General features: G+C 56.5%; 23 protein-coding genes. 10 read left to right on the forward strand and 13 right to left on the reverse strand.

Translation table 11 applies throughout. From position 1 onward, the window contains the following. Positions 1 to 17: 17 nt before the first annotated feature. Positions 18 to 791 (reverse strand): EAL domain-containing protein, encoded by a 774-nt coding sequence (locus HZS81_RS05550; RefSeq protein ID WP_479683526.1) that lies wholly within the window; start codon positions 789 to 791, stop codon positions 18 to 20. A gap of 21 nt (positions 792 to 812) precedes the next feature. Further along, positions 813 to 1,766, reverse strand: a complete 954-nt coding sequence (locus tag HZS81_RS05555) for a DMT family transporter (protein ID WP_179929571.1) — start codon at positions 1,764 to 1,766, stop codon at positions 813 to 815. 177 nt (positions 1,767 to 1,943) lie between these two features. Here HZS81_RS05555 and HZS81_RS05560 point away from each other — a divergent pair, with 177 nt between their 5' ends. The 3 genes from HZS81_RS05560 (at position 1,944) to HZS81_RS05570 (ending at position 5,178) form a co-directional block, all read left to right on the forward strand. After that, the gene (locus HZS81_RS05560) at positions 1,944 to 2,333 is read left to right on the forward strand and encodes a DUF4168 domain-containing protein (protein WP_179929572.1); all 390 of its coding nucleotides are present in this window, start codon (positions 1,944 to 1,946) and stop codon (positions 2,331 to 2,333) included. A gap of 200 nt (positions 2,334 to 2,533) precedes the next feature. After that, a complete protein-coding gene (locus tag HZS81_RS05565) occupies positions 2,534 to 4,447 on the forward strand; it encodes a DUF294 nucleotidyltransferase-like domain-containing protein (protein ID WP_179929573.1) in 1,914 nt (637 codons plus the stop codon). Beyond that, a complete protein-coding gene (locus HZS81_RS05570; RefSeq protein WP_179929574.1) occupies positions 4,447 to 5,178 on the forward strand; it encodes a 3'-5' exonuclease in 732 nt (243 codons plus the stop codon). The genes HZS81_RS05565 and HZS81_RS05570 overlap by 1 nt, the downstream gene beginning before the upstream one ends. Positions 5,179 to 5,319: 141 nt before the next feature. On the opposite strand, the gene HZS81_RS05575 is transcribed toward HZS81_RS05570, so the two are convergent. The 9 genes from HZS81_RS05575 to HZS81_RS05615 form a co-directional block, all read right to left on the reverse strand. Then, the gene (locus tag HZS81_RS05575) at positions 5,320 to 6,987 is read right to left on the reverse strand and encodes a BCCT family transporter (protein WP_338401814.1); all 1,668 of its coding nucleotides are present in this window, start codon (positions 6,985 to 6,987) and stop codon (positions 5,320 to 5,322) included. A gap of 96 nt (positions 6,988 to 7,083) precedes the next feature. Continuing rightward, a complete protein-coding gene (locus HZS81_RS05580) occupies positions 7,084 to 7,503 on the reverse strand; it encodes a universal stress protein (RefSeq protein WP_179929575.1) in 420 nt (139 codons plus the stop codon). A 90-nt stretch (positions 7,504 to 7,593) separates the two neighbouring features. Further along, positions 7,594 to 8,472 carry a glycine betaine ABC transporter substrate-binding protein gene (locus HZS81_RS05585; protein WP_179929576.1) on the reverse strand — a complete coding sequence of 293 codons (879 nt, stop codon included), beginning with the start codon at positions 8,470 to 8,472 and terminating at the stop codon, positions 7,594 to 7,596. A gap of 192 nt (positions 8,473 to 8,664) precedes the next feature. Continuing rightward, positions 8,665 to 9,498 carry an ABC transporter permease gene (locus tag HZS81_RS05590; protein WP_179929577.1) on the reverse strand — a complete coding sequence of 278 codons (834 nt, stop codon included), beginning with the start codon at positions 9,496 to 9,498 and terminating at the stop codon, positions 8,665 to 8,667. Then, positions 9,498 to 10,700, reverse strand: coding sequence for a quaternary amine ABC transporter ATP-binding protein (locus HZS81_RS05595; protein WP_179929578.1), 1,203 nt, complete (start codon positions 10,698 to 10,700; stop codon positions 9,498 to 9,500). Before HZS81_RS05595 ends, HZS81_RS05590 begins: the two co-directional genes overlap by 1 nt. 249 nt (positions 10,701 to 10,949) lie before the next feature. Then, a complete protein-coding gene (locus HZS81_RS05600; RefSeq protein ID WP_179929579.1) occupies positions 10,950 to 12,116 on the reverse strand; it encodes a PQQ-dependent sugar dehydrogenase in 1,167 nt (388 codons plus the stop codon). Positions 12,117 to 12,159: 43 nt separating this feature from the next. After that, the gene (locus HZS81_RS05605; protein WP_179929580.1) at positions 12,160 to 13,035 is read right to left on the reverse strand and encodes an AEC family transporter; all 876 of its coding nucleotides are present in this window, start codon (positions 13,033 to 13,035) and stop codon (positions 12,160 to 12,162) included. A gap of 65 nt (positions 13,036 to 13,100) precedes the next feature. Then, on the reverse strand, positions 13,101 to 14,069 hold the full coding sequence (locus HZS81_RS05610) for a LysR family transcriptional regulator (RefSeq protein ID WP_179929581.1): 969 nt from the start codon (positions 14,067 to 14,069) through the stop codon (positions 13,101 to 13,103). Positions 14,070 to 14,222: 153 nt separating this feature from the next. After that, positions 14,223 to 16,256, reverse strand: coding sequence for a TonB-dependent receptor domain-containing protein (locus HZS81_RS05615; protein WP_179929582.1), 2,034 nt, complete (start codon positions 16,254 to 16,256; stop codon positions 14,223 to 14,225). Positions 16,257 to 16,510: 254 nt separating this feature from the next. On the opposite strand from HZS81_RS05615, the gene HZS81_RS05620 reads away from it, so the two are divergent. From HZS81_RS05620 to HZS81_RS05650, 7 genes are all read left to right on the forward strand, one after another. Further along, positions 16,511 to 17,437, forward strand: coding sequence for an ABC transporter substrate-binding protein (locus HZS81_RS05620; RefSeq protein WP_179929583.1), 927 nt, complete (start codon positions 16,511 to 16,513; stop codon positions 17,435 to 17,437). Positions 17,438 to 17,469: 32 nt separating this feature from the next. After that, positions 17,470 to 18,438 carry a FecCD family ABC transporter permease gene (locus HZS81_RS05625; protein WP_179929694.1) on the forward strand — a complete coding sequence of 323 codons (969 nt, stop codon included), beginning with the start codon at positions 17,470 to 17,472 and terminating at the stop codon, positions 18,436 to 18,438. Positions 18,439 to 18,453: 15 nt separating this feature from the next. After that, positions 18,454 to 19,569, forward strand: a complete 1,116-nt coding sequence (locus tag HZS81_RS05630; RefSeq protein WP_179929584.1) for a FecCD family ABC transporter permease — start codon at positions 18,454 to 18,456, stop codon at positions 19,567 to 19,569. Then, entirely contained in the window at positions 19,566 to 20,369 is an 804-nt protein-coding gene (locus HZS81_RS05635) for an ABC transporter ATP-binding protein (RefSeq protein WP_179929585.1), read from the forward strand. The genes HZS81_RS05630 and HZS81_RS05635 overlap by 4 nt, the downstream gene beginning before the upstream one ends. Positions 20,370 to 20,484: 115 nt before the next feature. Next, positions 20,485 to 22,230 (forward strand): ABC transporter ATP-binding protein, encoded by a 1,746-nt coding sequence (locus HZS81_RS05640; RefSeq protein WP_179929695.1) that lies wholly within the window; start codon positions 20,485 to 20,487, stop codon positions 22,228 to 22,230. A 129-nt stretch (positions 22,231 to 22,359) separates the two neighbouring features. After that, positions 22,360 to 23,142 (forward strand): tellurite resistance TerB family protein, encoded by a 783-nt coding sequence (locus HZS81_RS05645; RefSeq protein WP_179929586.1) that lies wholly within the window; start codon positions 22,360 to 22,362, stop codon positions 23,140 to 23,142. Beyond that, the gene (locus HZS81_RS05650; RefSeq protein ID WP_179929587.1) at positions 23,142 to 23,621 is read left to right on the forward strand and encodes a phosphatidylglycerophosphatase A family protein; all 480 of its coding nucleotides are present in this window, start codon (positions 23,142 to 23,144) and stop codon (positions 23,619 to 23,621) included. Before HZS81_RS05645 ends, HZS81_RS05650 begins: the two co-directional genes overlap by 1 nt. A gap of 98 nt (positions 23,622 to 23,719) precedes the next feature. On the opposite strand, the gene HZS81_RS05655 is transcribed toward HZS81_RS05650, so the two are convergent. Both HZS81_RS05655 and msrA read right to left on the reverse strand, forming a co-directional pair. Continuing rightward, complete coding sequence (locus HZS81_RS05655) at positions 23,720 to 25,102, reverse strand: NAD-dependent succinate-semialdehyde dehydrogenase (protein ID WP_179929588.1); 1,383 nt, start codon at positions 25,100 to 25,102, stop codon at positions 23,720 to 23,722. Between the two features lie 219 nt (positions 25,103 to 25,321). Continuing rightward, positions 25,322 to 25,960 carry a peptide-methionine (S)-S-oxide reductase MsrA gene (gene msrA / locus HZS81_RS05660; RefSeq protein ID WP_179929589.1) on the reverse strand — a complete coding sequence of 213 codons (639 nt, stop codon included), beginning with the start codon at positions 25,958 to 25,960 and terminating at the stop codon, positions 25,322 to 25,324. Between the last annotated feature and the right edge of the window lie 34 nt (positions 25,961 to 25,994).

The raw sequence follows: 25,994 nt of genomic DNA on the forward strand, positions 1-25,994 counted from the left end.
GCCGTTACCTATCAGCACTAATCGTATAGTGTGTCGTCAACCTTCGCTAATGCCTCAAGGCTCGGGCGCGCAAAGTAAAAGCCTTGCTGTAACGGAAGGCCCAGTGCTAACAAGCAGCGCGACTCTTCCCGCGTTTCTACACCTTCGGCTACCAGTGTGACGTTAAGCTCTTCGGCAAGTGTTACGACACTGCTGAGGATAGCTTGTCGGCGCGTGTCGCTATCGCACCCCATGACAAGCTCGCGGTCAATTTTTAGCGAGTCGGGACGTAGGTCAGTGAGTAGATCAAGATTGGCGTAGCCGTTGCCAAAATCGTCCAACGAAGTGGTGAATCCCATCGCGCGATAGCTATCGATAATGTTGCGCATGTGCGCGCGATCTTTTACCCGCTCGGTTTCGGTAATCTCAAAGTTGAGCCGTTCAGTGGGCCAGCCGACCCGCTTCGATGTTTCCAGCGTGGCTTGAATACACGCCTCGGGTTCATACACCGCATTGGGTAAAAAGTTGATCGAGAGGCGCTCTTGCATATCGAGTTCACTGGCAAGCTCGATAGCTTTAATGCGGCACTCTTGGTCAAAGCGGTACATTAAGTCATCGGTGACTTGCGACAAAATACTGCCGGCGGATTCCCCTTTTGGGCCACGCACCAGCGCTTCGTAGTAAATAATACGGCGCTTAGTTACATCGACAATCGGCTGAAACGCCATCGTAAAGGCGAACGGCACGGGGCTATCGCAGCGGTTGCAAAGACCGTTAACCCGCGCGCAGTGATGGTTCGTTGAGCTATTCATATAAGCCTTAATCTACCCATATCATGATGCTTTAGCATTATTTTGCGCTGTTTTGACTACCAATACCACGCCAACAATCGCAATGGCCATCCCTAGGAGGCCTAACCAGGGTAAGCGTTCGTCGAAGAGCCACCACGCCTGTAGCGCGGTAACCGGAGGCACTAAGTAAAACAGGCTGGCGACCCGCGACGCCTCACCCTTTTTAATCAGTGCCATAAGTAACAAGATAGCGGCGATTGACAAAATGAGCACGAGCCAGCCTAGCGTCAAAATAAACGTAGGGGTCCAGTTGACCTGGCGTGTTTCCAGCAGCAGGGCACCACTACCCAGTAACAGCGCTGCCGCCATGTACTGAATCGCCGTACCCGGTAAGAGCGGCATGCGCGTGCAGAAACGCTTTTGGTAAAGTGTACCAATCGATATCCCCAGCAGCGCAGCGGCAACACTGGCAAGCGCCCCGAGGCCAAAGCCGTCAAAAAGTGATTCTGTCGGGTCGAGCTTACTACCCAGAACTAAGCTAATCCCCACAAGCCCTAATGCCAGCCCTAACCATTGCCGTTTAGTTAGCGTTTCCCCCAGTAGAGGGCCAGCGCAGGCAGCGGTTAAAAGCGGTTGAAGCCCGACTAGCAGTGATGCAAGCCCTGCGGGCATGCCTAAATAAATGCCGTAAAAAACACCGCCTAAATAGGTGCCGTGAACCAAGCAGCCCGTCACAGCAATATGCCCCCAGAGTGCAGGAGACGTAGGCCAAGGCACGCGCATGGCCATGACAAGCGGCAAAAGCAGCAGCAGCGTGCAAATAAAACGGATAAACAAAAACGTAAACGGCTCGGCATAGGGCAAGCCGAATTTTGCTCCGATAAAGCCCGTACTCCATAGCAGCACAAACACGATGGGCATCGCGGCAAGCCCCAGTTCACCCGGTGTTGCATGGCGCAGCGAGTCGGCAAAGCGCGTCAGAGATGTATTGGCCATAAGGGTCCTTTTTGTTGCTGGTATTTATCGGTGGGCGGTTTTACTCACCGTCTTTACATAGATTTATTACAATCTGGTACTTAAAAACTTGAACCTGTGCCGAAATGAGTTATCACACAAGGCACACTCATAACGCACCTGTTCAACAACGTGCTTTTTCACAACCAAGAGGTATCTATGCAACGTTTGACGGCTCTATTTTCTGCAGCTCTGCTAGCAACTGGCTTGATGGCAACCACGGCTCAGGCTCAGCAGTCTGATGATCCTGCACAAGATTCAATGACAACCCAGCAAGCACCGGCGCAGGACTTCTCAAACGATCAACTCCAGCAGTTTGCTGACGCCTCAAAAGAGATCGCGGTCGTTTCTCAAGAATATACCCAGCGTTTGCAGTCAGCAGAAGGTGAGCAAGCGCAACAAGAGGTGCGTTCTGAGGCCAACGACAAAATGATCGAAATCGTTGAAGATAGCGGCCTAGACGTCGATACCTTTAATGCGATTGGTCAAGCCATTCAGCAAGATCCTGAAATGATGCAGCGTGTTCAGGAAATGGCAGAGCAGTCGTAATATCGGCTGTACCCTGGCAGATTTTGCAGTCTGCCAGATTTCGCTTAAATAGCGAATCCCATCAGCGCGGCTAGTGCCGCCTAAAAGCCCGGCTCCGTTTTAAAGGGGGTCGGGCTTTTTGCGGCGTGTGCTTTACGTTTTTAAGTAGGCCTTCCAAACTGAGCGGTATGACGACAATGGTCCATTTGTAAGGAGAGCGCATGGACGTGGAACTTCTGGAAATTCGCCAGCACATGAGTCATTTTCCGCCGTTTGACGCGCTGTCGGACGAGCTGCTTGATGCCATTGCGGAAAATATTGAAGTGCGCTACTTCAAAACCGGCAGCGACATTTTGCTTCTAAACGAGAAGGTTCATGAGCTGTGCTATATCCGCAGCGGTGCCGTAGAAGTGTATCGCCGCCAGGGGGAGCTCTATAACCGGTTGGGCGAAGGCGATATTTTTGGTCACTTTAGTTTGCTACGTGATCACCGTGTACGTTTTCCGGCCAAAGCCATCGAAGATACGCTAATCTACTTCATTCCTGAGGGGATATTTCAGCGGCTGTGTGAAGAAGATGACCATTTTGCTGACTTTGTTGAGCTTGAAAGGCCACGGCTAGAAAGCATTGCCGAGGACCAGAAAAAATCCAATGACATGATGGTTACGCGGATTCGCAAACTGCTCTCACGCTACCCCGTCATGGTGGACATCACTACGACCGTGCAGGAAGCTGCTCAGCAGATGAGCAAAGCCCAGGCATCAGCGCTTTTAGTGTTAAAACGTGGTGCTGACGAGCCGCGCTATAGCTTTAAGGATAGCGAGGGTGAGACGTGGCAGATGTATGGCATCATGACCGATACTGATTTCCGTACAGGCGTCGTAGCGAAAGGGCTTGACCCTTCAACGCCCATTGAACAAGTGATTACACCGCGACTGATCACCGTGCAGTCGGATGTGTCGATATACGAAGCGATGCTGATCATGTTGCGCAATAACGTCCACCACCTGCCGGTGCTCTATCGCCAGCGTCCCGTGGGGGTGGTGCACCTGTCAGATATTATCCGCTACGAAACCCATAGCGGTTTATATTTGGTCAGCAACATCTTCAACCAATCGAGCGTGGAAGGTTTGGCGCGCTTAGCGCCTGATGTTCGGGCTGCTTTTGTGCGGATGGTCCAGGAGGGAGCGAACTCACAGATGGTGGGCAGTGCGCTTTCCACTATCGGTCGAAGTTACACCCGCCGGTTATTAGAGCTTGCCGAAGAGTCGCTCGGCCCGCCGCCCGTACCCTATTGCTATATGGTCAACGGTTCGATGGCGCGTAACGAACAAACCATTGTCACCGATCAGGATAACGCCCTTGTGCTCTCGGATGCGTTCGATCCCGAGCAGCATGATGACTACTTTTACCAGTTGGCCAAATTTGTTAGCGATGGATTAGACGCCTGCGGTTATACCTACTGCAAGGGCGACGTGATGGCGACCAATACCAAGTGGCGCCAGCCACTTAAGGTGTGGAAGCACTATTTCCACGACTGGATGACTAACCCTACGCCGGAAAAATTACTGCATAGCTCGATTTTCTTCGATCTCGACAGTGTCTACGGCGAGGACGTGTATATTGAGGAGCTGCAGGACCTCATTGCCACCCAAGCGCCCAAGTCACTGCTATTTCTCGCCGCGCTGGGCCGCAATGCACTTAATCGTACGCCGCCGCTCGGCGTATTCCGCACGTTTGTAATGGAGCAAAGTGGCAAGCATAACAACTCTATTAACCTGAAACGTCGCGGTACCGCCCCCATGGTAGATCTTATCCGCGTTCACGCGCTCGCGTGCGGTTCCAAAGCGCAAAACTCGTTTGAGCGACTGCAGGCCATCAATAATACACAGCTGCTTGCCAGCGGGGTGAGCAATAAGCTGAGCTACGCGCTTGAGTTTTTATGTCTTTCGCGCATTCGTCACCAGATGATTGATCTGCAAGAGGAGCGCAACCCGGATAATAATATTGAGCCTGAGAACGTGGAGAGTCATGAACGTCACGGGTTGAAAGATGCCTTCCAAGTGCTGAGTAATGCGCAAAAATTCCTCAAGTTCCGTTACCCAATGCCGGCTAACCGGCAGGGGCGGCGCTAATGGTTGGCATTCGGCCGAGGAAAAAAATGACTCAGGCGGATTGGAACGCCTATATGCAACAGCGTGCCAAGGTAGCCAATGATCCCGAAATAGCACGCTTTTGTAACACACAGTTGCCCGCCGCTGATACGCCCATCGGCGAAGTGCCGATGGTGGCACTGGATATGGAAACGACCGGGCTTGATGAACGCAGCCATGCGATTGTGAGCATCGGTATGGTGCCTTTTACGCTGGATCGCATCAAGTTATCTGAGCGCCGCTACTGGGTGGTGAAGCCCCCAAGCCTGCGTCCGCTCTCGGCGTCTTCCGTGACGTATCATCATATTACCCATTCGAAAATTGCCCATGCACCGGACTTGGACGAGATACTAGCGCCAATGTTGGAAATGCTAGCCGGGCGATTGGTGGTGGTGCACTTTCGTAATATTGAACGGCCGTTTCTGGACGCCGCGGTAAAAGCCAGGCGCGGTGAGGGCGTGTTGTTCCCGATGATTGATACCATGTCGCTCGAAGCGCGTTTGTATCGCCAGTCGCTGTGGGCGCGCTTTCGCCGCTGGGTAGGACGCCCACCGGTTTCGATCCGGTTAAACGCTAGCCGTGAGCGCTACGGGCTACCGGTTTATCAAGGCCACCATGCCTTGGTCGATGCCCTCGCCACGGCTGAGTTATTGCAGGCGCAAATTGCCACCCACTACGATGCCAACACGCCACTACGCGCGTTTTGGTGTTAATGCATGACGATGTACGGCGAAAGCGGTAAACCTGAGAAGCGATAAAATAAATAAGCACAAAAAAGGGCAGCCCGAAGGCTGCCCTAGTTATTCACGCTATTCGTTATTGAGGTGATTCGTTATTGAGCTTTCCGCGTGGCTCTATTTGGTCCGCGGCTCGCTCATCAACCCCTTGACGATGCCGTAGCAGCCTACCAACAGCACCAGAGTGAAGGGTAGCCCGGTGGTGAGGGCAGCCGTCTGCAGGGCTTCGAGGCCGCCGCCGAGCAGCAGCGCGATGGCAAGGGCCCCCTCGATCAGCGCCCAGAAGATACGCTGGGGCTTGGGAGCGTCCACCTTGCCGCCGGCGGTAATCGAATCGATCACCAGCGAACCGGAGTCCGATGAGGTGATGAAGAACACAATCACCAGCACGATACCGACAAACGACGTGATGGCTGATAACGGTAGGTACTCCAGCATGGTGAACAGCTGCAGTTCCAGAGCTGCGTCTTGCACTTCGGTGATGCCTTCATTTACTACTTGTTCAATGGCAGTGGTACCGAAGGCAGTCATCCACACCACCGAGGCCATAGACGGCACGAGCAGCACCGAGATCAGGAACTCACGAACGGTACGGCCGCGGCTGACGCGGGCAATGAACATACCGACGAAAGGTGACCAGGCAATCCACCAGGCCCAGTAGAAGGCCGTCCAGCCTTGGCTGAAGTTAGCGTCTTCACGGCCGAACGGCATGGAGAGCGCCGGTAGGTGGGTGACGTAGCCGATCAGATTATCGGCCACGCCAGTAGCGATCATCAGTGTCGGACCCACGGCAATCACGAACAGCAGCAGCAAAGCAGCGAGCACCATGTTCAACTGGGAGAGGCGCTGCACGCCTTTGTCGACGCCGAGCATGATCGAGCCCAGGGCAACGATAGTAATCCCCAGTATCAGTAGCACCAGCGTGGTGTCGCCGTCAGGAATGCCGAATAAGTAATTAAGGCCTCCAGCCGCCTGGGTGGCGCCGATGCCTAGCGAGGTGGTCAAGCCAAACAGGGTGGCGAACACCGCCAGGATGTCGATCACGTGTCCCGGCCAGCCCCAAATACGCTCACCCAGAATTGGGTAGAAGATCGAGCGCATGGTCAGCGGTAAGCCTTTGTTAAAGGCAAAAATCGCCAGAGATAGGCCGACGATGGCGTAGGCGCCCCACGGGTGAAAGCCCCAGTGGAAGATGGTGGCGGCCATGCTCAGATCGATGGCGCCGGCCTGGTCCCCTGCGGCAGCACCCAGCGGAGCCCAGTCGGTACGAATACCGTCTTCACCAGCGCTAATGCCACCCATCGCGGTACCGTAGTGAGTAAGCGGCTCTGATACGCCATAAAACATCAGTCCGATGCCCATGCCAGCGGCAAACAGCATCGAGAACCAGCCCAGGTAGCCGAAGTCCGGTTTGGCATCGGCCCCCCCAATACGCACCTTACCCATTGGAGTGAAGATCAACACAATCGCGAGCAGTACGAAAACGTTAGCCCCGAGCAGGAAAAACCAACCCAGATTGGTGGTTAGGAAGCTAAACATGCTGTTGAAGATCGGTTCCATCTGATCCTGCAGGGCCAGCGTCAGGATCACGAACAACAGGATCACGATCGATGAGAAAATGAAGACCTTGCCGTGCAGGTCAACGTCTATCCCCATTGGGGAAGCGGTAATGTTGTCCTGACCGATCACGTAATCGGTATCAATTAAGTTTGCCGCGCCTTCCGGCGCTGGAATACCCTCTGACGATGGCGCATCGTCCTCGGGTCGTTGTGTATTCTTTTCCACGAGATATCTCCGTAGCGCGATAAGTTTACATTGCCTTTGTTGGCGCAATGGTCAATTCAAAGCGTGCGCCGTTAAACGCAAGTCGCAAAACACGAGTTAATGCGGTCTTACCAAGAAAACAGAGGCATCTGTATGGGAGGCGACTTTGCCACCGTGGGCGGGCATCACCGCGTCTAGCTTCTTGGGCAAGTGAGTGGCCATGATGATTAAATCTGCACCAAGCTCGTCAATAGCTTTTATCAGGATGTCGTCAAGATTCGCCACCGGGTCTGTTGAGCCATACGCCTTGGCCGTCACAGGTTGCCCATGCACGCTATGGCGCTTTTGTGCGAACGCGTCGAGTTTTTGCTCGTACTCATTCGGGGTGCGCGCAACGCTATTGGGAGTGTTGGAGGTGACGCCAACGTAGGTGATCTTGGCGTCATAGTGCTTGGCCATATCGGCAACAACATCGAGAGATGGCTCCAGCACGTCGATGTGTGCCAAATCAATAGGCACCATAATGTGCTTAAACATGCAAAACTCCTTAGCTGTTTTAGGCGATGATCCTTTCCCTAAAACGGCCACACGCAGAGTGTGGCCGCTTAACCGTATATTTAACGGGTTTTACGATTCGCCGTTAACCCACTCGTCGACGAGATCTTGGTTATCTTCAACCCACTGCTTGGCATTTTCGTAAGGATCTGCGCCGTCTTCCTGGTTCATGAGCATAACTTCGCCCATATGTTCAGGCGTCCACTCAAACGCGTCTAGGATGGCGTAGGCTTCCGGCATATCCTCTTCCAAACCTTCGCGCACCACGGTATGAATCTGTTCGGCGCCACCGTAGACGTTTTTGGGATCTTCAAGGTATTTCAGATCCCAACGGGCAAATTTCCAGTGCGGTGTCCAGCCGGTCACGACAACGTCTTCTTCGTTCTGGATCGCGCTTGCCAGCGCCGCTGTCATGGTGGCACCGCTACCGCTGCGCAGGGCTAGGTCAAGGTCATAGGTATCCACTACCTCTTCGGTGAGCCCCATCAGGCCTGCACCTGGATCGATACCGATGATCTCGCCATTGAAGCTATCAGCGTTATCGTTAAGCTCTGCAATCGAGTCAACATCGCTGTATTCAGGAACCACAAGACCCAGTTTGGTGCCGTCCAGGTTAGCGCCTAAGTCTACGATATCGCCGCCAAGGCGCTCCATGTAGTCGGCGTGTGTGGTGGGCAGCCATGCCGCGACGATAGCGTCGGCATCACCGGTCGCTAGGGCTTGGAACATTGCCGCCGCGGATAGCGATGTCAGGTCAACGTCATAGCCTTCCTGCTCAAGTACGGCAGCGATGACGTTGGTGGAGGCAACCTCGGATGACCACTCGACATACGCCAAGTTAATAGTGTCGTGGTCGTCTGCCTGGACAGCGCTGCCGGCAGCGAGGCCAGCACCGGCCACTAGGGCAAGCGAGGCTAAACGTACGTGGCGATTTAATGTGTGCTTTTTCATTCGGTGATCCTTCTTTTGGTTGATCGTCATAAGCGTTACAAAATAACGCTAAGTAAGCAATTCAAAGGTGACTGATTGCACATGACCTAACTAGCATGGTTGTGAAAAAGCCCCTAATCAAGGGGCTTTTCTCACGGACTTTTTCAAAGCACGTTCTCAATGCGGCAAAAACGCGAGTGAAAAGGGAACATATTACTTGGCACGTGTGCGGCGCAGTGACTGTGTCAGGCGGTCTAGCAGCATGGCCAAAATGACCACGGCGATGCCGGCCTCAAAGCCGTCACCAGGGCGCAAGCGCTGAATGGCGCGCCAGACTTCACTGCCCAGACCGTCGGCGCCGATCATCGCTGCAATAACGACCATCGAGAGCGCTAGCATGATGGTTTGGTTGACCCCTGCCATGACGGTTGGCAGTGATAGCGGCAGTTGCACCTTGAAGAGTTTTTGACCACGGGTGGAGCCGTAAGCATCAGCGGCTTCAATCAGCTCTACCGGTACCTGACGAATGCCTAGAGCGGTAAAGCGAATGGCCGGCGGCATGGAGAAAATCACCGTAGCAAAAATTGCCGATACCGAGCCAATACCGAAAAAGGGAATCGCCGGGATCAAGTAAACAAACGCGGGCATGGTCTGCATAAAATCAAGAATCGGCATGACCCCACGATAGAGCCGCTCAGAGAGCGCTGCCCCAATACCAACCGGGATCGCAATGATGATGGCGACGAGCGTGGCGATGACCACCAGCGTCAGCGTTTCGATCATAGGGTTCCAAAGCCCCAGGTTCCAAATCAGCGCCAGCCCAGCCACTGCGCCGATTGCGAGGCGATACGACGAGGCACGCCAGCACAACACGGCAATAAGCGCCATTAACGCCCATTCAGGCAGCCACATCAGGCCATCGTTTAATACTTCAATGCCAGTTTGGGTAACGCGTGAGATAGCCCGGGTGACGACCGAGTATTCACTGGTGAGCCAGTTTAGGCCGCCTTCAATCCAGGCGCCCAGTGGGATGCGTGTGATTTCCATTATTGATCTCCTGCGCGTGCCAATTCGCCTAAGACGGCGCCTTTAACCACGACGCCCAGTAGCCGCTGGTCTTCATCGACCACAGCGATGGGGAAGCTTTTGTCGCTAAACATCGCGAATAAGTTTTGTAGCGGCTCATCCGGCGTTACGCGGCGAAAATCTTGCGTCAAGTAATTCGCGATACCTTCGGCGCCATCCTCGATGGCTTGGCTGGCCGCATCCACTTCCAAAAGACCCTTTAGCTTGCGGTCGTTATCGGTCACGTAGATGGAATCCATGGTGTGATCGCGCATTTTACGTAATGCCGTGCGCGGGCCATCGCCGACACGCGCAGTAGAGCGCACTTTGCGCATAGCGTTTTCAGCGGTAAGAATACGCGACATGTCGACGCCTTCGATAAAGCGGCGTACGTAATCATCAGCAGGCTTGGTGAGGATCTCCTCAGGCGTACCAATTTGCACAATCTCGCCGTCTTTCAGTAGCACGATACGGTCGCCAATGCTCAGCGCTTCGTCCAAATCGTGGGTGATGAAGACCGTGGTCTTCTTCGTTCTTGCCTGCAGCTCTATGAGCTCTTGCTGCATATCTTTACGGATGAGCGGGTCGAGAGCCGAAAAGGCTTCATCCATAAGCAACACGCTGGCGTCGTTGGCCAACGCGCGTGCGAGCCCCACACGCTGCTGCATACCGCCCGATAGTTGGTCGGGATAAGCGTCCTCCCAACCGTCGAGCCCCACTTGGGTGAGCGAATCTTGAGCGATTTTTTTCCGCTCGGCTTTATCGACACCACGGATTTCTAAGCCAAACTCAGCGTTTTGCTGCACCGTCCGGTGGGGGAAAAGGGCAAAGTTCTGAAATACCATTGAAAAATGGCGGCGGCGGCACTCTAGTAGCGCTTTCTCGCTTAATGCGGGAATATTTTCGCCGTCAATGATGATCTCACCTTCGGTGGTGTCAATCAGGCGGTTGAGGCAGCGAATCAGTGTCGATTTGCCAGAGCCCGAGAGTCCCATGATCACTAAAAGTTCGCCTTCATAGACATCGAAGTTGATGTTAGAAAGGCCGAGGGTTAACCCTGTTTTGTCAAAAATTTCCGGGCGCTTAAGACCTTGGTTGCGTAGCTCCAGCCCCTTTTTGGGGTTTTTGCCGAAAACTTTGCTTAAGCCGCTCACCTGAATTTTGACGTTACGTGTCTCGTCCATCGGCTATGCCTTTGTTAATAGAAAAAATAGCCATGCCTTGATCGATGAACAGCCGATAAGCCGCAAATAATCGATGCTAGTCTTGTCCAAGACTAGCGCCGAATGATCAATTCATCATAAATAAAAGAGGCATGAAGTCTGTTTAAATTATTACCTTCAATTATACATAAGTGATGGCAAACTTCCACAAGGTGCCATGTGTGTCTACTATACCAGCTCACTATGCGCTATTGATGAAGCTATTAGCGTTTACTTAGCCTGCGGCTTTAAACGGTAAAGCGCTGCTGGGCTCTCATCGGTGAGTAAATAAATGCCACCCTTCGGTGATTGGTGCACATCACGGATCCGCCCAAGTTGCCCTTCAAGTAATACTTCTTCCTGGGTAACTTTTTGCCCCTCCAGCGCCAAGCGAATTAGCGTTTCACTGCCAAGCCCGCCGGCGAGCAGTTGCCCTTGCCAGGGCGCGAAGTCGTTGCTGGTGACTTCGGCTAAACCGGACGGTGCAAAACGGCCGGTAAAGACATAAACGGGGTCGACCATACCTGGAAGGGTATTCGCGCCAATCGGTTCATTGGTGGCGTAATCGTTGCCTCGGCTAACTTCCGGCCAACCATAGTTTTTACCCGGCTGCAGGTAGTTGAGCTCATCCCCGGTACGTGGGCCGTGTTCGGTGGCCCACGGCTCACCGTTTTCGCGTACGATCATGCCCTGAATATTGCGATTGCCCTGGGTGTAAATCTCATCGAGTGTATTGGTGTCATCAATAAATGGGTTGTCGTCCGGAACGTCGCCAGTGGCGGTTAAACGTAGCGTGGAGCCGGCGTGGTCGTCGCTCGCTTGGGCGCGGCTTGGGTCGCGGCCACGGTCCCCAATGCTCATCAGCAGCGTGCCATCAGGTAGCCAAGCAAGACGAGAGCCGTAGTGACGGCCGGGAGAGGAAGCACGGTCTTGTTCAAATACAAGCTCAATATCGGTGAGGGTCTCGCCTTGCCATTTGCCCCGCGAAAGCGCCGTGCGGGTGAGTTGACCGTCTGGCTTGCTCCAGGTGAAGTAAACCCAGTCATGCTCGCCGCCTGCTTCACCAAAACGCGGGTGAAGTGATACGTCTAGCAGGCCTCCCTGGCCGTGCGTGCTGACGTCGGGCAAGCCGGGTAGCGTTTGTTTATCGCCGTTTTCTGTGATGAGGATTAAGTTGCCGCTACGTTCGCTGACGAGATAGCGCCCATCAGGCAAACGTGTCACCGCCCACGGATGTTCAAGGTTGTTAGCCACGCGTTCTATACGAAACGTCAGGTGTTCGCTTTCAATCGTCGCTACCGGCTCGCTAGCGATCGCGTGGCTGATGACGTGCGAGTGGCTTATGAACAGTATGGCAGCCGAGGTGATAAGGGAGCGGATTAAGGCGCGGGGCAGCATCACATTCTCCTATCAAGCGTCATGGCATGCCTTTCAGCGTAGTTTACATCAAAAGCGCTAGCAGAATCGGCAGGTAAATGAGTGCCAGCAGGGTCGAGCAAAAGACGAGGCTCGCCACGTAAGCCGGCTCGCGGCCCGATTTCTGAGCAAACAGGTAGTTGAACACCGCAACCGGCATGCTCATTTGTAGCACCAAAATACTCTGTGCCATTGGCGGAAGGCCAAGCGTCTGGCCGATAAACCAAGCGACGGTTGCGGCAAGGGGTATCCGCACGAGGCTGAAACCAACGCCCGAGCGCAGGCTTCTCACCTGGATGCTAGCAAGCGATACGCCGAGGGTGATCAGCATCAGCGGCACGGTAAAACCGGACATTAAATCCACGCTGTTGGCGAGCCACAGCGGGAGCGAGGTGTCGGTGAGCAATAGCGCCATGGCGATAACAATAGCGTAAACCGTGGGGGTTTTGGCTAAAGCTTTGAGAGGATTGCCTCGGCTTGCGAGAATGGTGCCAAGGGTGAACTGAAAAAGTGAGACGGTAACCATCACGGTAATACCGTAGGCAAATCCCGCGCTGCCAAACGCGTAAAGCACCACGGGCAAGCCCATATTACCGGTGTTGGGATACATCATCGGCGCCAACAACACACGCCAGTCGCGACGCAACAGTTTGGCGACAAAAAACGTCGCCGCCGCCATGCAGATAATCACCAGCGCGGTGGCCAGCATGGTGCGCCCGAAGGTGCTGGCGTCAATTTCCGCGCCGCTTAGGGAGGCCAGCACGAGTGCTGGCGTGCCGATGTTAAATACCAAACGCGTGACAAAATCGACCGGGTAAGGGTGGCCTAAACGCACCCAGGTAAAGCCCAGCCCAGCACCGGCGAGAACAGGCGCCATGACGGCAAAGAGTTCAGCAAGCATGGCGCCTCCAAGCGCGGTCAAAAGCGGGAAAAGAGAATGACGAAGTGCGCTATTCTGCTGATGCCCTAGTGCTGATGCAACAATGTTGGCGTAACTGCTGAAGTGCTTGGTACGGGAGATGAGGGTGTGGCATAACCGCTTTGCCAGTCGCGCGGCGTAGCATCGCGCAGCATGTTGAGCAGCGCTGAGACTTTGCGTGGCTGCTGGCCATAGGCATACACCAACGTGACCGGTAGCGCGTCCGGCTGCCAGTCCGGTAGGCAGCAAACGAGTTCCCCCGGATGCGCGGCCTCGCGCTTTGCTGCCAGCCAGTCGGGCATTAGGCCAATGCCTCGCCCACGTGCGATCGCATCGGCATGCAGCGCCAGTTGGTTGACGCGGTAACGCGTCGGGGGTGGAGAGAAATGGTAGCTGCCGTAGTCACGGTGGTGAAACTCAAGCCCGGCCTGCGTATCACCGAGCAGATCGATCCAGTCGTGTTGGACCAACTCACGGGGGTGAGTGAGCTCAGGGCGTTTGGCTAGATAGCTCGGCGCGGCATAGAGATGGCGTGTAAGCCAACCCAAGCGCTCTTGGCGCAATGGTGTCTCAGGAAGGGGACCTAGCCAGAGTGTTACCTGATGGGCATCCGGTGTGTCGGGCGGTGCATCGCAGGTGCGCAGCGTCACTGAGATGCCGGGGTGTTGATCCATAAAACGATACACCAAGCGGCCTAGCCAGCCGCGTACCAAGCCGCTGTGAGTATGTACCTCCAGCTCACCGCTGACCTCATGGCGGAGTGTATCCAGCGCATTTTGGCTCTGTTCAGCTAAGTTCAACATTTGCCGACAGTAGCGATGAAACAGCTCACCGGCCTCGGTGGGGATCAGCCGGTTAGCTTGACGGCGGAGTAGCGGCTGCCCCACGTTCTGTTCCAACTGGGCAATACGCCGGCTCAGTGTGGATTTCGCCAGCCCCAGTTGACGCGCACTCTGGGTCAAGCTGCCACTAGTCATCACGTCGGCAAACGCGTTGAGTTCGTCAAAATCGTGCATAGGGAATCGCTCATCCAGAAAACGCGAATGATTATATGCTAGCTAACGAATTAAATAAAAATAATTCGTATTTATAAAGATGTATCAACAAAAAGCCCCGGCGGGTGCCGGGGCGATATATAGGTGGATAAAACGCTTTGTGAATGCAAAGTGTCAGAAGTCGACGGTTAAGCCCAAGTTGACTTGGCGGCCATCAAGCACAACGCCGTAATCGTCATTTGTAACTTCCTTATCGGTGATGTTGTAAAGCCCGGCCTTAACGCGCGCATTTTTGTTAAGACTATAAACGAGGCCCGCATCGACGAATCCATAGCCTGGCGTGCCATCTTCAACACTGCGGCGTCCCAAGTAGTCGCTGGTTTCGCCGCGATAGTTGCCCTGTAGCCAAAGGTTAAGGTCCCGCGTTGTCTGCCAGTCGAGGTTAACGTTGACCATATGCTCGGGAATTTTGTTGAGCGGCTCGCCGGCAAACTCGCCTGATTTTTGCTCGGATTGCGTGTAGGTATAGCTAGAGCTGAGACGTACTGAAGGAGTTACGTCATAATCTGCCGTCAGCTCGATACCTTGCATTTCTGCTTTGTCAATGTTTTCACGCGTACTGAGGAATAGGTAGTCATTACCGCCGTAGGCGCACTGCCATGTCGAAGGGTCGTTACGGTCGCCGCCTAGATCACAGAGACCATCTTCAGCAATTTTGTCTTCGAACTGTGTATGGAAGAGCATCATGCTAGCGCTGAGAGTGCGATCCACACTGTTGAAGACAAAGCCGGTTTCATAGTTGGTGCTGGTTTCCGGTTCAAGGTCCGTGTTGCCAATGATCAGCGCACGGGGATGGGGGGCGGGAGAGCCGCGACCGCCGGTACCCCGACCGAACCCTTCGGTGGCATCAGATAAGCCAGGCTGTACATAGCCCGTTGAAACACCGCCTTTTAGTGTCCATTGGGGGGTTACATGATAGTTGGCGTAGACGCGCGGCGATAGGTGGCCACCAAATAGCTCGTCGTCGTTGTAGCGCAAGCCGGTGGTGACATTAAGGTCGTCGGTTACGCCCCATTCGATTTCAGCAAACGCGGCGGCAATCCAGCGGTCAACGCTGCGCACGGCGCCAGGAATGTTAGAGGTCAGTAGGCCATTGGTCTCATCCACTAACTGCTCATCTTTATATTGAGCGCCCAGGGTCACCACGTGGTTGCCCCAGAAGTGTGTTGCCTGGGTGTTGTAGGTGGTCACTTCCTCCTCTTTGTCTGCTGTCTGGACACGGTCGGACACGTCGTGCTGGATATAGCTATCAACTATCCAACTGCCGTAAGTACCCTTATGCCCTAAGGTATAGACATCTTTATCGAAGCGGTATGTTGTACTTTCGTTTTCGCTCGGAATGCTAACGCCAGATGTGTGGCTATACTCCTTGGTGGAAGACGTGTACCCCAAAGTAAATGTGTTCTGTTCATCCGGTGTTAGGGTGAACTCGGCTCCTCCTTGGCGTGTATCGCTCTCGGGCTGGCTTTCTGCGTTGTCGTCACTACCGATATAGCCGCTTTCTTCGTTACCTACCCAGCTGCCGTGAACCTTTACACCCAATAACCCCTCGATTAGTGGGCCGCTGGTGTAGAAGCTGACCTGTTGGCCATCGTTATTGATATCATTGAGCGAGTGGGTGTACTCGGTCGTGACAGAGCCTGACCACTCCTCAGTCCCCTTCTTGGTGATGATATTGACTACGCCGCCGAGCGCCTGAGAGCCGTAAAGCGACGACATCGGGCCGCGAATCACCTCCACCCGTTCAATCATAGAGATCGGTGGCAGGCCAATCTGCTTGCCTTCGTCGTTGCCGTTGGTGTTGACGGAGCGACCGGCAGAAATAGGGCGGCCATCGACTAAGTAAAGCGTATAGCTGCTGTCCATTCCACGGATGCTGATATCTTGTGAGCCGCCGCCTCCCGTGACGTAGACGCCGGGAATATTGTCCATGGCATCGACAATACTGGAGTAGGATTTTTTGTTGAGTTCTTCACCGCTAATAGTCGAAATACTCGCAGGCGCATCGGAAATCACCTGCTCATAGCCCGCTGCGGTGACGACGATAGGGTCAAGTGATGCATCATCCTGCGCGAAGGCGGTTGCCGCGAGGGTGAAAGAGGCCATTCCAACCGCACTAGCCAGGGCACAACGTGAAAAACGAGGCATAATTTATCCCGTGTCAGACAGTTAAATCTTAATAAGATTGATTATTGATTACAGGGGTGATTTTAAAGAGAACTATTCTCAAATACGAGGCAATCAATCAGAACGGGGTGTTGCATATTTTGCAACCTCTTCGCCCGCGCATATGACCTGAGAAAGCGTTGCGTAACGTGGAACGTGGTATTCGCTGTAATGTGGATGCAAGTGCTTCTGATAATCGTTATTATCTTTGCCAGATTCAACAACGAGGATATCTGATGCGGGCTGCAGCGTTACGCAATGGCATGGTGGGACTACTACTCAGTGGGTTATTGGTGAGCGCCGCCCAGGCGCGCACGCTCGATACCGCCTATGGCGAGGTAGAGGTGACGGGCACGCCGGAGCGTGTGGTCACACTTTATGAGGGCGCGCTGGATGCCTCGCTTGCCGCGGGCGTCACGCCTCTGGGCGCGGTAACCACCCGCGGCGGCGATAACGTCGCCGAGTACGTGGAAGCGCATTTGGGTGATGAGCGGCCCGCCATCATGGGTGTGGTGCGCGAAATCAACATTGAGGCCGTGCTTGAACAGCGCCCGGATTTGATCCTGGCGCCTGCTCGGCTCTCCGAAGAGCAGTATCAGCTGCTTTCGCAAATTGCGCCCACTGTAGTGCCGCCCACTCAGTCGATTGCCCCGGATAACTGGAAAGCCGAAGCGCGCCTGTACGGCGACGCGCTGAATCGCCAGGACGCCATCGAAGACGCCATCAGCGCCGTTGACCAGCGCGCCGCGGAATTAGCGAGCGCTCTGGACACGGCTGGAGTAGGCGGCACGGCCTTTGTGGTGCGCTGGATGCCGGGCGGGCCGATGGTCATGTCGAAGAACCTGTTCGCCGCCGGGTTGGTCGCTCAAGTGGGCTTAAAGGTGGAAGACGCCGGGCTTGTGGGCGAGCGCGGCGTGCATAGCGATATTTTAAGCCTTGAAAACCTCTCCCAGGTGGATGGCGACTGGCTGTTCCTGGCGACGCTCAATGAAGACGGCCAGGAGGCCCTGGCATCGGCTAAGCAAAGCAGCGCCTTTACCCGGCTTGACGTGGTTCAGCGCGAGCAGGTGGTGCCGGTGAACGGCCAGCTATGGACCAGCGCGAACGGCCCGCTGGCCGCGCTGGCGATTCTTGACGATATCGAAGCCGCCCTGTTGCCGTGATGGCGTTGAGTGTGGCTCACCAACGAACGCAGATGACGTTACTGCTCACCGCCCTTGTGGCGGTGAGTCTCGTTAGCCTGCTGATTGGCGCCGGTAGCGTCGGCCCGCTGCGTGCCCTGGCGGTGCTGGGCGGCGGTCATGACAGCGACGCTAGTTTCGTGGTCTGGCAACTGCGCGCGCCGCGCACCGTGATCGGCATTATTGTTGGCATGGCGCTTGGGGTGGCGGGGGCGCTGCTGCAGGCGGTGTCGCGTAACCCGCTCGCCGAACCCGGTCTACTTGGGGTAAGCGCCGGCGCCGCTTTTGCGGTGGCGCTGACGCTGGTCATGGGCGCCAGTGCGGCCACCCTGCGTATTTCGGTGGCCCAAATGGGCGCGTTGCTCGGCTGCATTTGCGTGTTGAGCGTTACCCGGGTGCGCGGCGTGGGCAGCGACCCGGTGCGGCTGGTGTTGGCAGGCGCGGCGTTTTCCGGACTGCTCGGCTCGCTCACCTCGCTGATGCTGCTGTTTGATCAGCGCGCGGCGGATGAAATCCGCTTCTGGGTGATTGGCAGCCTTGCCGGACGTCGCCTCGATGATGTGGTGGCGATGCTGCCCAGCATGCTGGTCGCGGCGGTGGCGGTGGTGTTTATCGCGCGCCCGCTGGCGGCGTTGGCATTGGGCGAGCGGGCGGCCTCCGGGCTGGGCCATCACCCTGGGTTGATCCGTTGGTTGGTCGTGGCCTGCGTGGCCCTGCTGGTGGGCGCTGCCACGGCGATCGCCGGGCCGATTGCTTTTGTCGGCTTGGTAGTGCCGTTTGCCGCCCGGGCGCTGGCGGGGCCGGATATTCGCCGCACGCTGTGGTTCTGCCTGCCGATCGGCCCGTTGATGGTGCTCACGGCGGATATCATTGCCCGTGTGGCGGTGGCGCCCTCGGAGTTACCCATTGGCGTACTGACCGCATTATGCGGCGCTCCCGTGCTGGTTGCCGTGGTGCGCGCCCGGCGGCTCCCGACTTTGTAATCTTTGGCGACTTCCATGAAATCGAGCGCAAGTGATCTTCCTACATCGGCCTTTGTGCCTGAGCGCCGCTCGCAGTCGATAGCGGCGCCGCCGGGCTACTGGCGTATTGCCTGGATTTCCCCGCGCGGTAATGCCTGCAGCTTGCTGATCGAGCGTCGGGGTGTTGCCGTCAGCGCGGGTCTTGGCGTCGCGCTGGTATGCGCCTGCGTGCTTTATTTGAGTCTGGGCAGCATGGCGCTGGCCCCGAGCGCGGTCCTCCCGGCGCTGTTTGGGCGGGGCGAGATGATCAGCGTGTTTACCGTTCAAGAACTGCGCCTGCCCCGGCTGGTGGCTGCCTGCTTGACCGGCGCTGCCTTTGCGCTCGCCGGGGTGCTGATGCAAACCCTGGCGCGCAACCGGCTCGCCACGCCGGGGATTATCGGTATCGATAACGGTGCTACCGCCTTTGCTGTGGCCTCGGTGGTGGGCATGGGCGTCTCGCTGGCGCCACCGGCCATGGCGCTGGCGGGGGCGGCCACGGCCGCCGCGCTGACCTTTGGCCTGGTGGCGGGCGGCGGCACCCAAGGCTATCGCTTTATCGTCGCGGGGATAGGCGTGGGCGCGGTGTTTGGCGCGGTTACGCAACTGATGCTGGCGCGGGTGGCGATCGATACCGCCAACGCCGCTTATCCCTGGACCGTCGGGTCGCTCAATGCCCGCCCCGGCGACGCGGTAGGCTTGCTTGCCGTTGGGCTAGGAGTGGGCGTGATCGCCGCTTTCATCGTCGCGCGCCCGCTATCGCTGATGCGCTTTAAAGACGCCACTGCTTACGGGCTGGGCGTTAACGTCAAAGCGCGCCGCTTTCAGGTGCTGATGCTTTCGGTGGTATTGACCGCGCTGGCGGTCGCCGTGGCCGGGCCTGTTGGCATGGTCGGGCTGATCGGCCCGGAAATCGCCCGCTCGCTTTCCAGTTCACGCCAGGTGCCACTTGTGGCATCGCTGCTAGCAGGGGCGCTGGTGATGGTGCTGGCGGATCTCGCCGGGCGCACCTTGCTGGCGCCGATTGAAATTCCCGTCGGCATCGTGACCGCCGTGATCGGCGGCCCCTGGTTATTATGGATACTAATGCGACCGCAACGGAGCCATGCATGACGCCTGCTGAACCATCCCCTACGCTTACCACCGAGTCGCTCGCCCTGAGCTATGGCCCCCGGCGCGTCATCGACTCGCTGGGTGTCAGCCTGCCCAGCGGCCAGGTAACCGCGATTGTCGGCCCCAACGGCTGCGGCAAATCCACGCTGCTGTCGGGCCTTGCCCGGCTGCACAAACCGGAAAGCGGGGCGGTGTTGCTGAACGGCGCGGACATTCAGAACCTGCCCGCCCGGACGCTGGCGACCCAGCTGGCGCTGCTGCCCCAAGAGGCCGTCGCGCCGGAAGGGCTGACCGTCAGCGAGCTGATTCGTTTTGGCCGCCAGCCCCACCAGGGCTGGCTGCGCCAGTGGTCGGCGGAAGATCAGCGCGTGGTCGAGCACGCGCTTGCCGCCGCCGGGCTTGAAGCCTTGGCCGAGCGTCCGCTGGAAGCGCTCTCCGGTGGGCAGCGACAACGGGCGTGGATCGCCATGACCATCGCCCAGCAAACGCCGCTGTTACTGCTCGATGAGCCGACGTCCGCGTTGGACCTGGGCCATCAGATCGAGGTGTTCGAACTGGTGCGCCATCTGGCTTGCCATGGCCGTACCGTGGTGATGGTGCTCCATGATCTAGCCAGTGCCTGCCGCTACGCGGATCATCTGATCGCCCTTTGCGACGGGCAGATCGTCGCCCAGGGTGCGCCCGCCGAGGTGGTGACGCCCGAGCTGGTGCGGACGCTGTATCAGGTCGACTGCACGCTGATGATCGACCCCGATACCGGCAGCCCATTGCTGGCCAATGTACGCCGCGCCAGTCCCTAAGTCATATGTGGAAAGTGTTAGGATAGGCTGCAATATTCGATCGCAAATAATTCAGTAAGGAATACGCGTGGCCTCTTCTACGACACGTTCTCAGAATCAGAGCTTCCAGGCCTTGATGCGCCTTTTGCGCTACGCCAAGGGTTATCGGCGGCGGATCATCGCTGCGAGCGTGTGCTCCATCATCAACAAGCTGTTTGATATCGCTCCCGAGATTCTCATCGGCGTGGCGATCGACGTGGTGGTCAACCAGGAACAGAGCTTTGTGGCACGGTTAGGCTTTGAGACGCCCCAAGAGCAGATCACCATTCTCGCCGTGCTGACGTTCTTTATCTGGGCGGGTGAGTCGCTGTTCGAGTACCTGTTCCAGGTGTTGTGGCGCAATCTCGCCCAACGGCTGCAGGCGGATATGCGCCAGGACGCCTACGAACACGCCCAGCGGCTGGATATGGCGTTTTTTGAGTCGAAAAGCTCCGGCCAGTTGGTCGCCACCATGAACGACGACGTCAACCAGCTGGAGCGGTTTTTAGACGGCGGCGCCAACGCGCTGATTCAAGTGGGCGTGACCGTGGTGGCCGTAGGCGCGGTGTTCTTCGTGCTCTCGCCGCTGATCGCGCTGCTGGCGTTTACGCCCATTCCGCTGATCATCTGGGGCGCGTTTTACTTCCAACGCAAGGCCGGGCCGCTCTACAGCGATGTGCGCGAAAAGGTCGGCGACCTGGGCAGCCGGCTTTCCAATAACCTGAGCGGCATTGCCACCATCAAGAGCTTTACCAGCGAAGACCGCGAAGCCGAGCGCCTGCGCGACGCCAGCGAAGCCTACGTTGACGCCAACCGCCGGGCGATCCAGGTGAGCTCCGCGTTTATTCCCGTCATCCGTATGGCGATTCTGGCGGGCTTTTTGGCCACTTTTACTGTCGGGGGCATGATGGCGCTCAACGGCAATTTGAACGTGGGCGCATACGGCGTGCTGGTGTTTTTAACCCAACGCCTGCTGTGGCCACTGACCGGCCTAGCCCAGGTGATTGATCTGTTCGAGCGCGCCATGGCGAGCACCAAGCGGATCCTCGACCTGCTGGAAGAGCCGATTACCGTGAAGGATGACAGCACCACGCCCCTGGCCCAGCCGGTTAAGGGCGAGGTGCGCTTTGAGTCGGTGAGTTTTCACTACGCCGCCAGCCACGTCGGCGTCGATGGGATAGAACTTCATGCCCCAGCGGGGCATACGCTGGCGCTGGTCGGCGCTACCGGCTCGGGTAAGTCTACGCTGGTCAAGTTGCTGCTGCGCTTTTACGACCCGGAAAGCGGGCGCGTGCTGGTCGATGGCCAGCCGGTGCGTGACGTTAGCATGCACTCAATTCGCCAGGCGATTGGGCTGGTCAGCCAGGACGTTTACCTGTTCGAGGGCAGCATTCGCGACAACATTGCTTACGGCAAGCCCCATGCCGATGATGCGGCGATTATCGACGCCGCCAAAACCGCCGAAGCGTGGAGCTTTATCGAGACGTTGCCCCAGGGGCTGGATACCCCGGTGGGCGAGCGCGGTGTGCGGCTTTCAGGCGGCCAGCGTCAGCGGCTTTCGCTGGCCCGGGCGCTACTGAAAGACCCACCGATTCTGGTGCTGGATGAGGCCACCAGCGCGGTGGACAACGAAACCGAAGCGGCCATTCAGCGCTCGCTGAAACGCATCGCCCACGGGCGCACGGTAATTATGATTGCACACCGGCTATCCACCATCGTGCACGCCGATGAAATCGTGGTGATCGAAAAAGGCCGGGTGGCCGAGCGCGGTACTCACTCAAGCCTACTCGATGCAAACGGCCACTATGCCGCCCAGTGGCGGGTACAAACCGGCGCCGCGTAATGCGTGGTTAGGATCTTGTGTCACGCGCATTGGCGTCGCATATTAGGCATACTTTAGCGGCACAAAAATGTGCCCCGCGAGCTCAATAGACGGGAGCAAAACGGCGTTGTCCAAACGGGGAGGCATGACATGAATGCAAGCAAAATTCTTCAGCAGTTGATGCAACAGGCCGGCGGGAGCCAGAAGGGCAGCGGCGTCGATGTTCAAGGGATGCTGAGTGGTCTCTCGAAACAGTTCGGCGGCGGCAGTCAGGAGCCGAGCCGCCAACAAAACACAGGCGGTTCCAGTAGCGGTTTTGATATGAAAAGCCTGCTCGGCGGTGGGGCGATGGGGCTACTCGTCGGCTCTAAGCGTGGGCGCAAGCTAGGCGGTAAGGCGCTAAAATACGGCGCGATTGCCGGGGTGGGGGTGCTGGCGTGGAAAGCGTGGCAGAACTCTCAACAAAACTCTCAACAAAGCTCGCAACAAAATTCTCAACAAGGCTCCCAGCAGATAAGCGGCCAGCAGGCGCAGGACGCAAACGAAGGCGAGCGAGTTGAAGTGCTTAGCGGTGAGTTTCAGGAGCGGCGTAGCTTAGAACTTCTGCAAGCGATGATTATGGCCGCCCGTGCTGACGGGCATATCGACGAACAAGAACAAGTGCTGATTACCCAGCAGATTGACGCGCTAGGCGCCGATCAGGAAATGCACCGTTGGGTCGAGCAGCAGCTTCAAGCGCCGTTGGATGCAAACGTGCTGGCGCGTGAGGCGGATTCGCCCCAGGCTGCCCGTGAGATGTACTTGGTCAGCGTGGCCGTCATTGACGAGCAAAACCCGATGGAGCGAGCATGGCTTGACCAACTGGCAAAGGCGCTGAACCTCTCGCCTGACGTGGCTGCCGAGCTTGAGCACCACGCGCAGCAGGCAGGCTAATGCTGGACACGATGAATTTTTGGTTGGCCTCCGGCTTTGGGCTGGGGCTTTCGCCCGTCGCGCCGGGGACGGTGGGATCGCTGCTGGGGATTCCGCTGGCGTGGTGGTTGTTGAGCCGCCCGCTGGTTCAGCAAAGCACCATCATGGCGGTTCTGCTGGCCGTTGCGGTGCCGGTTTGCCATGCAGCTGCGCAGCACTATGCCGGGTTAGATCATGGCAGCATTGTCGCTGATGAGTATCTAGCGTTCCCGCTGGCGGTAATTGGGTTGCAGGTGGCGCGTCATCCACTGGTACTGGCGCTGGCATTCGTTGTTTACCGCTTCTTCGATTCGATAAAGCCGCCACCGATTCATCTAGCCGAGTATGTTCATGGCGGTTTCGGCATTGTGTTGGATGATGTTATCGCGGCGATAGTGACGTGGTTGGTAATGGCGATTGGGCTAACGCTATGGCAGCGCCGAGCCTCTGAACAACATTGAAATGCATAAAAATACGAGAAACGAAAAAAGCGCCGCTAGCCTGATGAAACGCTAGCGGCGCTATTATTTTAAGCTCACGCTTTTGAGCGTTTACCGCATTATTCTTGAACCACAATCACCGACTTAACGTTGACAAATTCAAGCATGCCGAAACCGCCGTGCTCACGTCCGTAGCCGGAGTCTTTGACCCCGCCAAAAGGCATTTCCGGGGTCGCAACACCAAAGCCGTTAATAAACACCATGCCGGTATCGAAATACTTGCTGGCTATCTCCGTGGCACGTTTCACGTCTTTGGATATAATGCCGCCACCAAGCCCATAGCGGCTGTCGTTGGCGATACGCATGGCGTCTTCATCGTCTTTAGCGCGAATCAGCGCTGCCACAGGGCCAAACAGCTCATCATCGTAGGCGGGTTGGCCGGGTGTTACGTTATCCAGCACAGTGACCGGATAAAAGGCACCTTTGCCTTCCGGCATCTCACCGCCGCAAAGCACGTTAGCGCCTTTGCTAACGCTCTCTTTTACTTGATCGTGCAGGCCGTCACGCAGGTCGACTCGCGCCATGGGGCCAAGGTCGCTATCGGGAGCATTGGGGTCGCCCGCTTTTAACGCCTTCATTTTTGCCACAAAGCGTTCTTTAAACGCTTCGTAGTTGGCATCGGTCACCACAAAACGCTTGGCGGCGACACAGGTTTGACCGCCATTGAATACCCGGCCTTTTACACACGTGTCGACGGCGACATCCAAGTCGGCGTCGTCCAGTACCAGAAAAGCATCATTGGAACCGAGCTCTAATACGGTTTTCTTCAAATGTTCAGCGGCTTTGGTCGCCACTTTACGTCCTGCGCCGTCGCTACCGGTGAGGGTGACGCCACGCACGGCTTTGTGAGCAATCACTTCATCGGAAACATCGTGGGATATAATCAGCGCGCGGAAAACATTCTCCGGTAGGCCGGCTTCACGGTAAATTTTTTCAAGTAGCAGTCCGCTGCCAGTCACGATTTCAGCATGTTTTAGCAGAACGCTGTTGCCCGCCATAATGTTGGCGATGGAGTAACGCACCACTTGGTAAGCAGGGAAATTCCACGGCTGAATGCCGTAAATGACCCCCATGGGTGAGTACGTCACGATCCCGCGCTCACCGTTGCTGGGGTTGCGCTCCTCATCGGCCAGCTTGGTGGGGCCGTGCTCAGCGGTGTAGTCGCAAATACCCACACATAAATCGACCTCCTGGCGGGCTTCCTCGGGCAGTTTGCCCATCTCTTTTACCATCAATTCGGTGAGCGCTTCTTTGTGTTCATTAAGTGCCTGACCGATGGCTTTGACTACCTTGGCGCGGTGCTCTAGTGGCTTGTGCCGCCAATCAAGAAACGCCTCATGACTTGCCTCGACCACCTGCTTTGCCTGGCTGGAATCCATCAGCGTGTAGTGGGTAAGCGCTTCGCCGGTGGTGGGGTTTACGGTCGTAATACTGTTGCTCATAAGATCTCCTATCTTTAGATCAACGGTGAAATAAGGCGTGGGTCAAAGCCTTTGAGTGCAGATATCAACCGGTAATAGTCGACCGGTCTATTTATCCTTGCCTTCCACTTTAGTAGAAAAAGGGAGATTTTTCACGAATAAATGGTTAGCGCCTTAATTAAGACGCTAACCATGGGCCTGTATTAAAAGCGTGCCATGATTATTCGTTCGGCCGCCGCGTTATTCGTAGGTTGGGCCGCCCGCTTCTTCACCCCACACTTCCTCTAGGCGACCATCACGGCCGCAGCTGAAGCGGTAGAACTTGTAGCGCACTGGATTTTTCTCGTAGTAGTTCTGGTGGTATTCCTCAGCCGGCCAGAAGGTATCCGCAGAAACGATCTCGGTGGCAATATCGCGTCCAAAGCGGTCTTCCATTTCGGCTTTGCTCGCTTCGGCAAGTTCACGCTGTTCATCGTTGTCATAGAAGATCGCCGAACGGTACTGGTTGCCCACATCGCAAAACTGTCGGCCTTCGGCGAACGGGTCAATGTTGCGCCAGAAAATGGTTAACAGCTGTTCGTAGCTGATCTGTTCGGGATCGTATTCAATTTTCACCGCTTCGGCGTGGCCGGTATCGCCGTCGGTGATTTCCTCATAGGTGGGGTTATCTAATTCGCCGCCAATGTAGCCTGAGAGGGTGGCGCTGACGCCAGGCTGGCGGTCATAGGGTGGCTCCATGCACCAAAAGCAGCCGCCGGCAAAAATAGCCTGGGCGCTTGTACCTGCATCGATGTTGGTGTCGGCGGCAAGAGGAAGACTCAGGCTGCCTGCCGCGGCAACCATAAGCGTCAGGGGGCGAAAACCTGTCAAAAGCGACATAAACACTCCAAGCGTTGTATGAGTCCAAAAGAGA

Source organism: Vreelandella salicampi (assembly GCF_013415105.1).
GTDB classification, from domain to species: Bacteria; Pseudomonadota; Gammaproteobacteria; order Pseudomonadales; family Halomonadaceae; genus Vreelandella; species Vreelandella salicampi.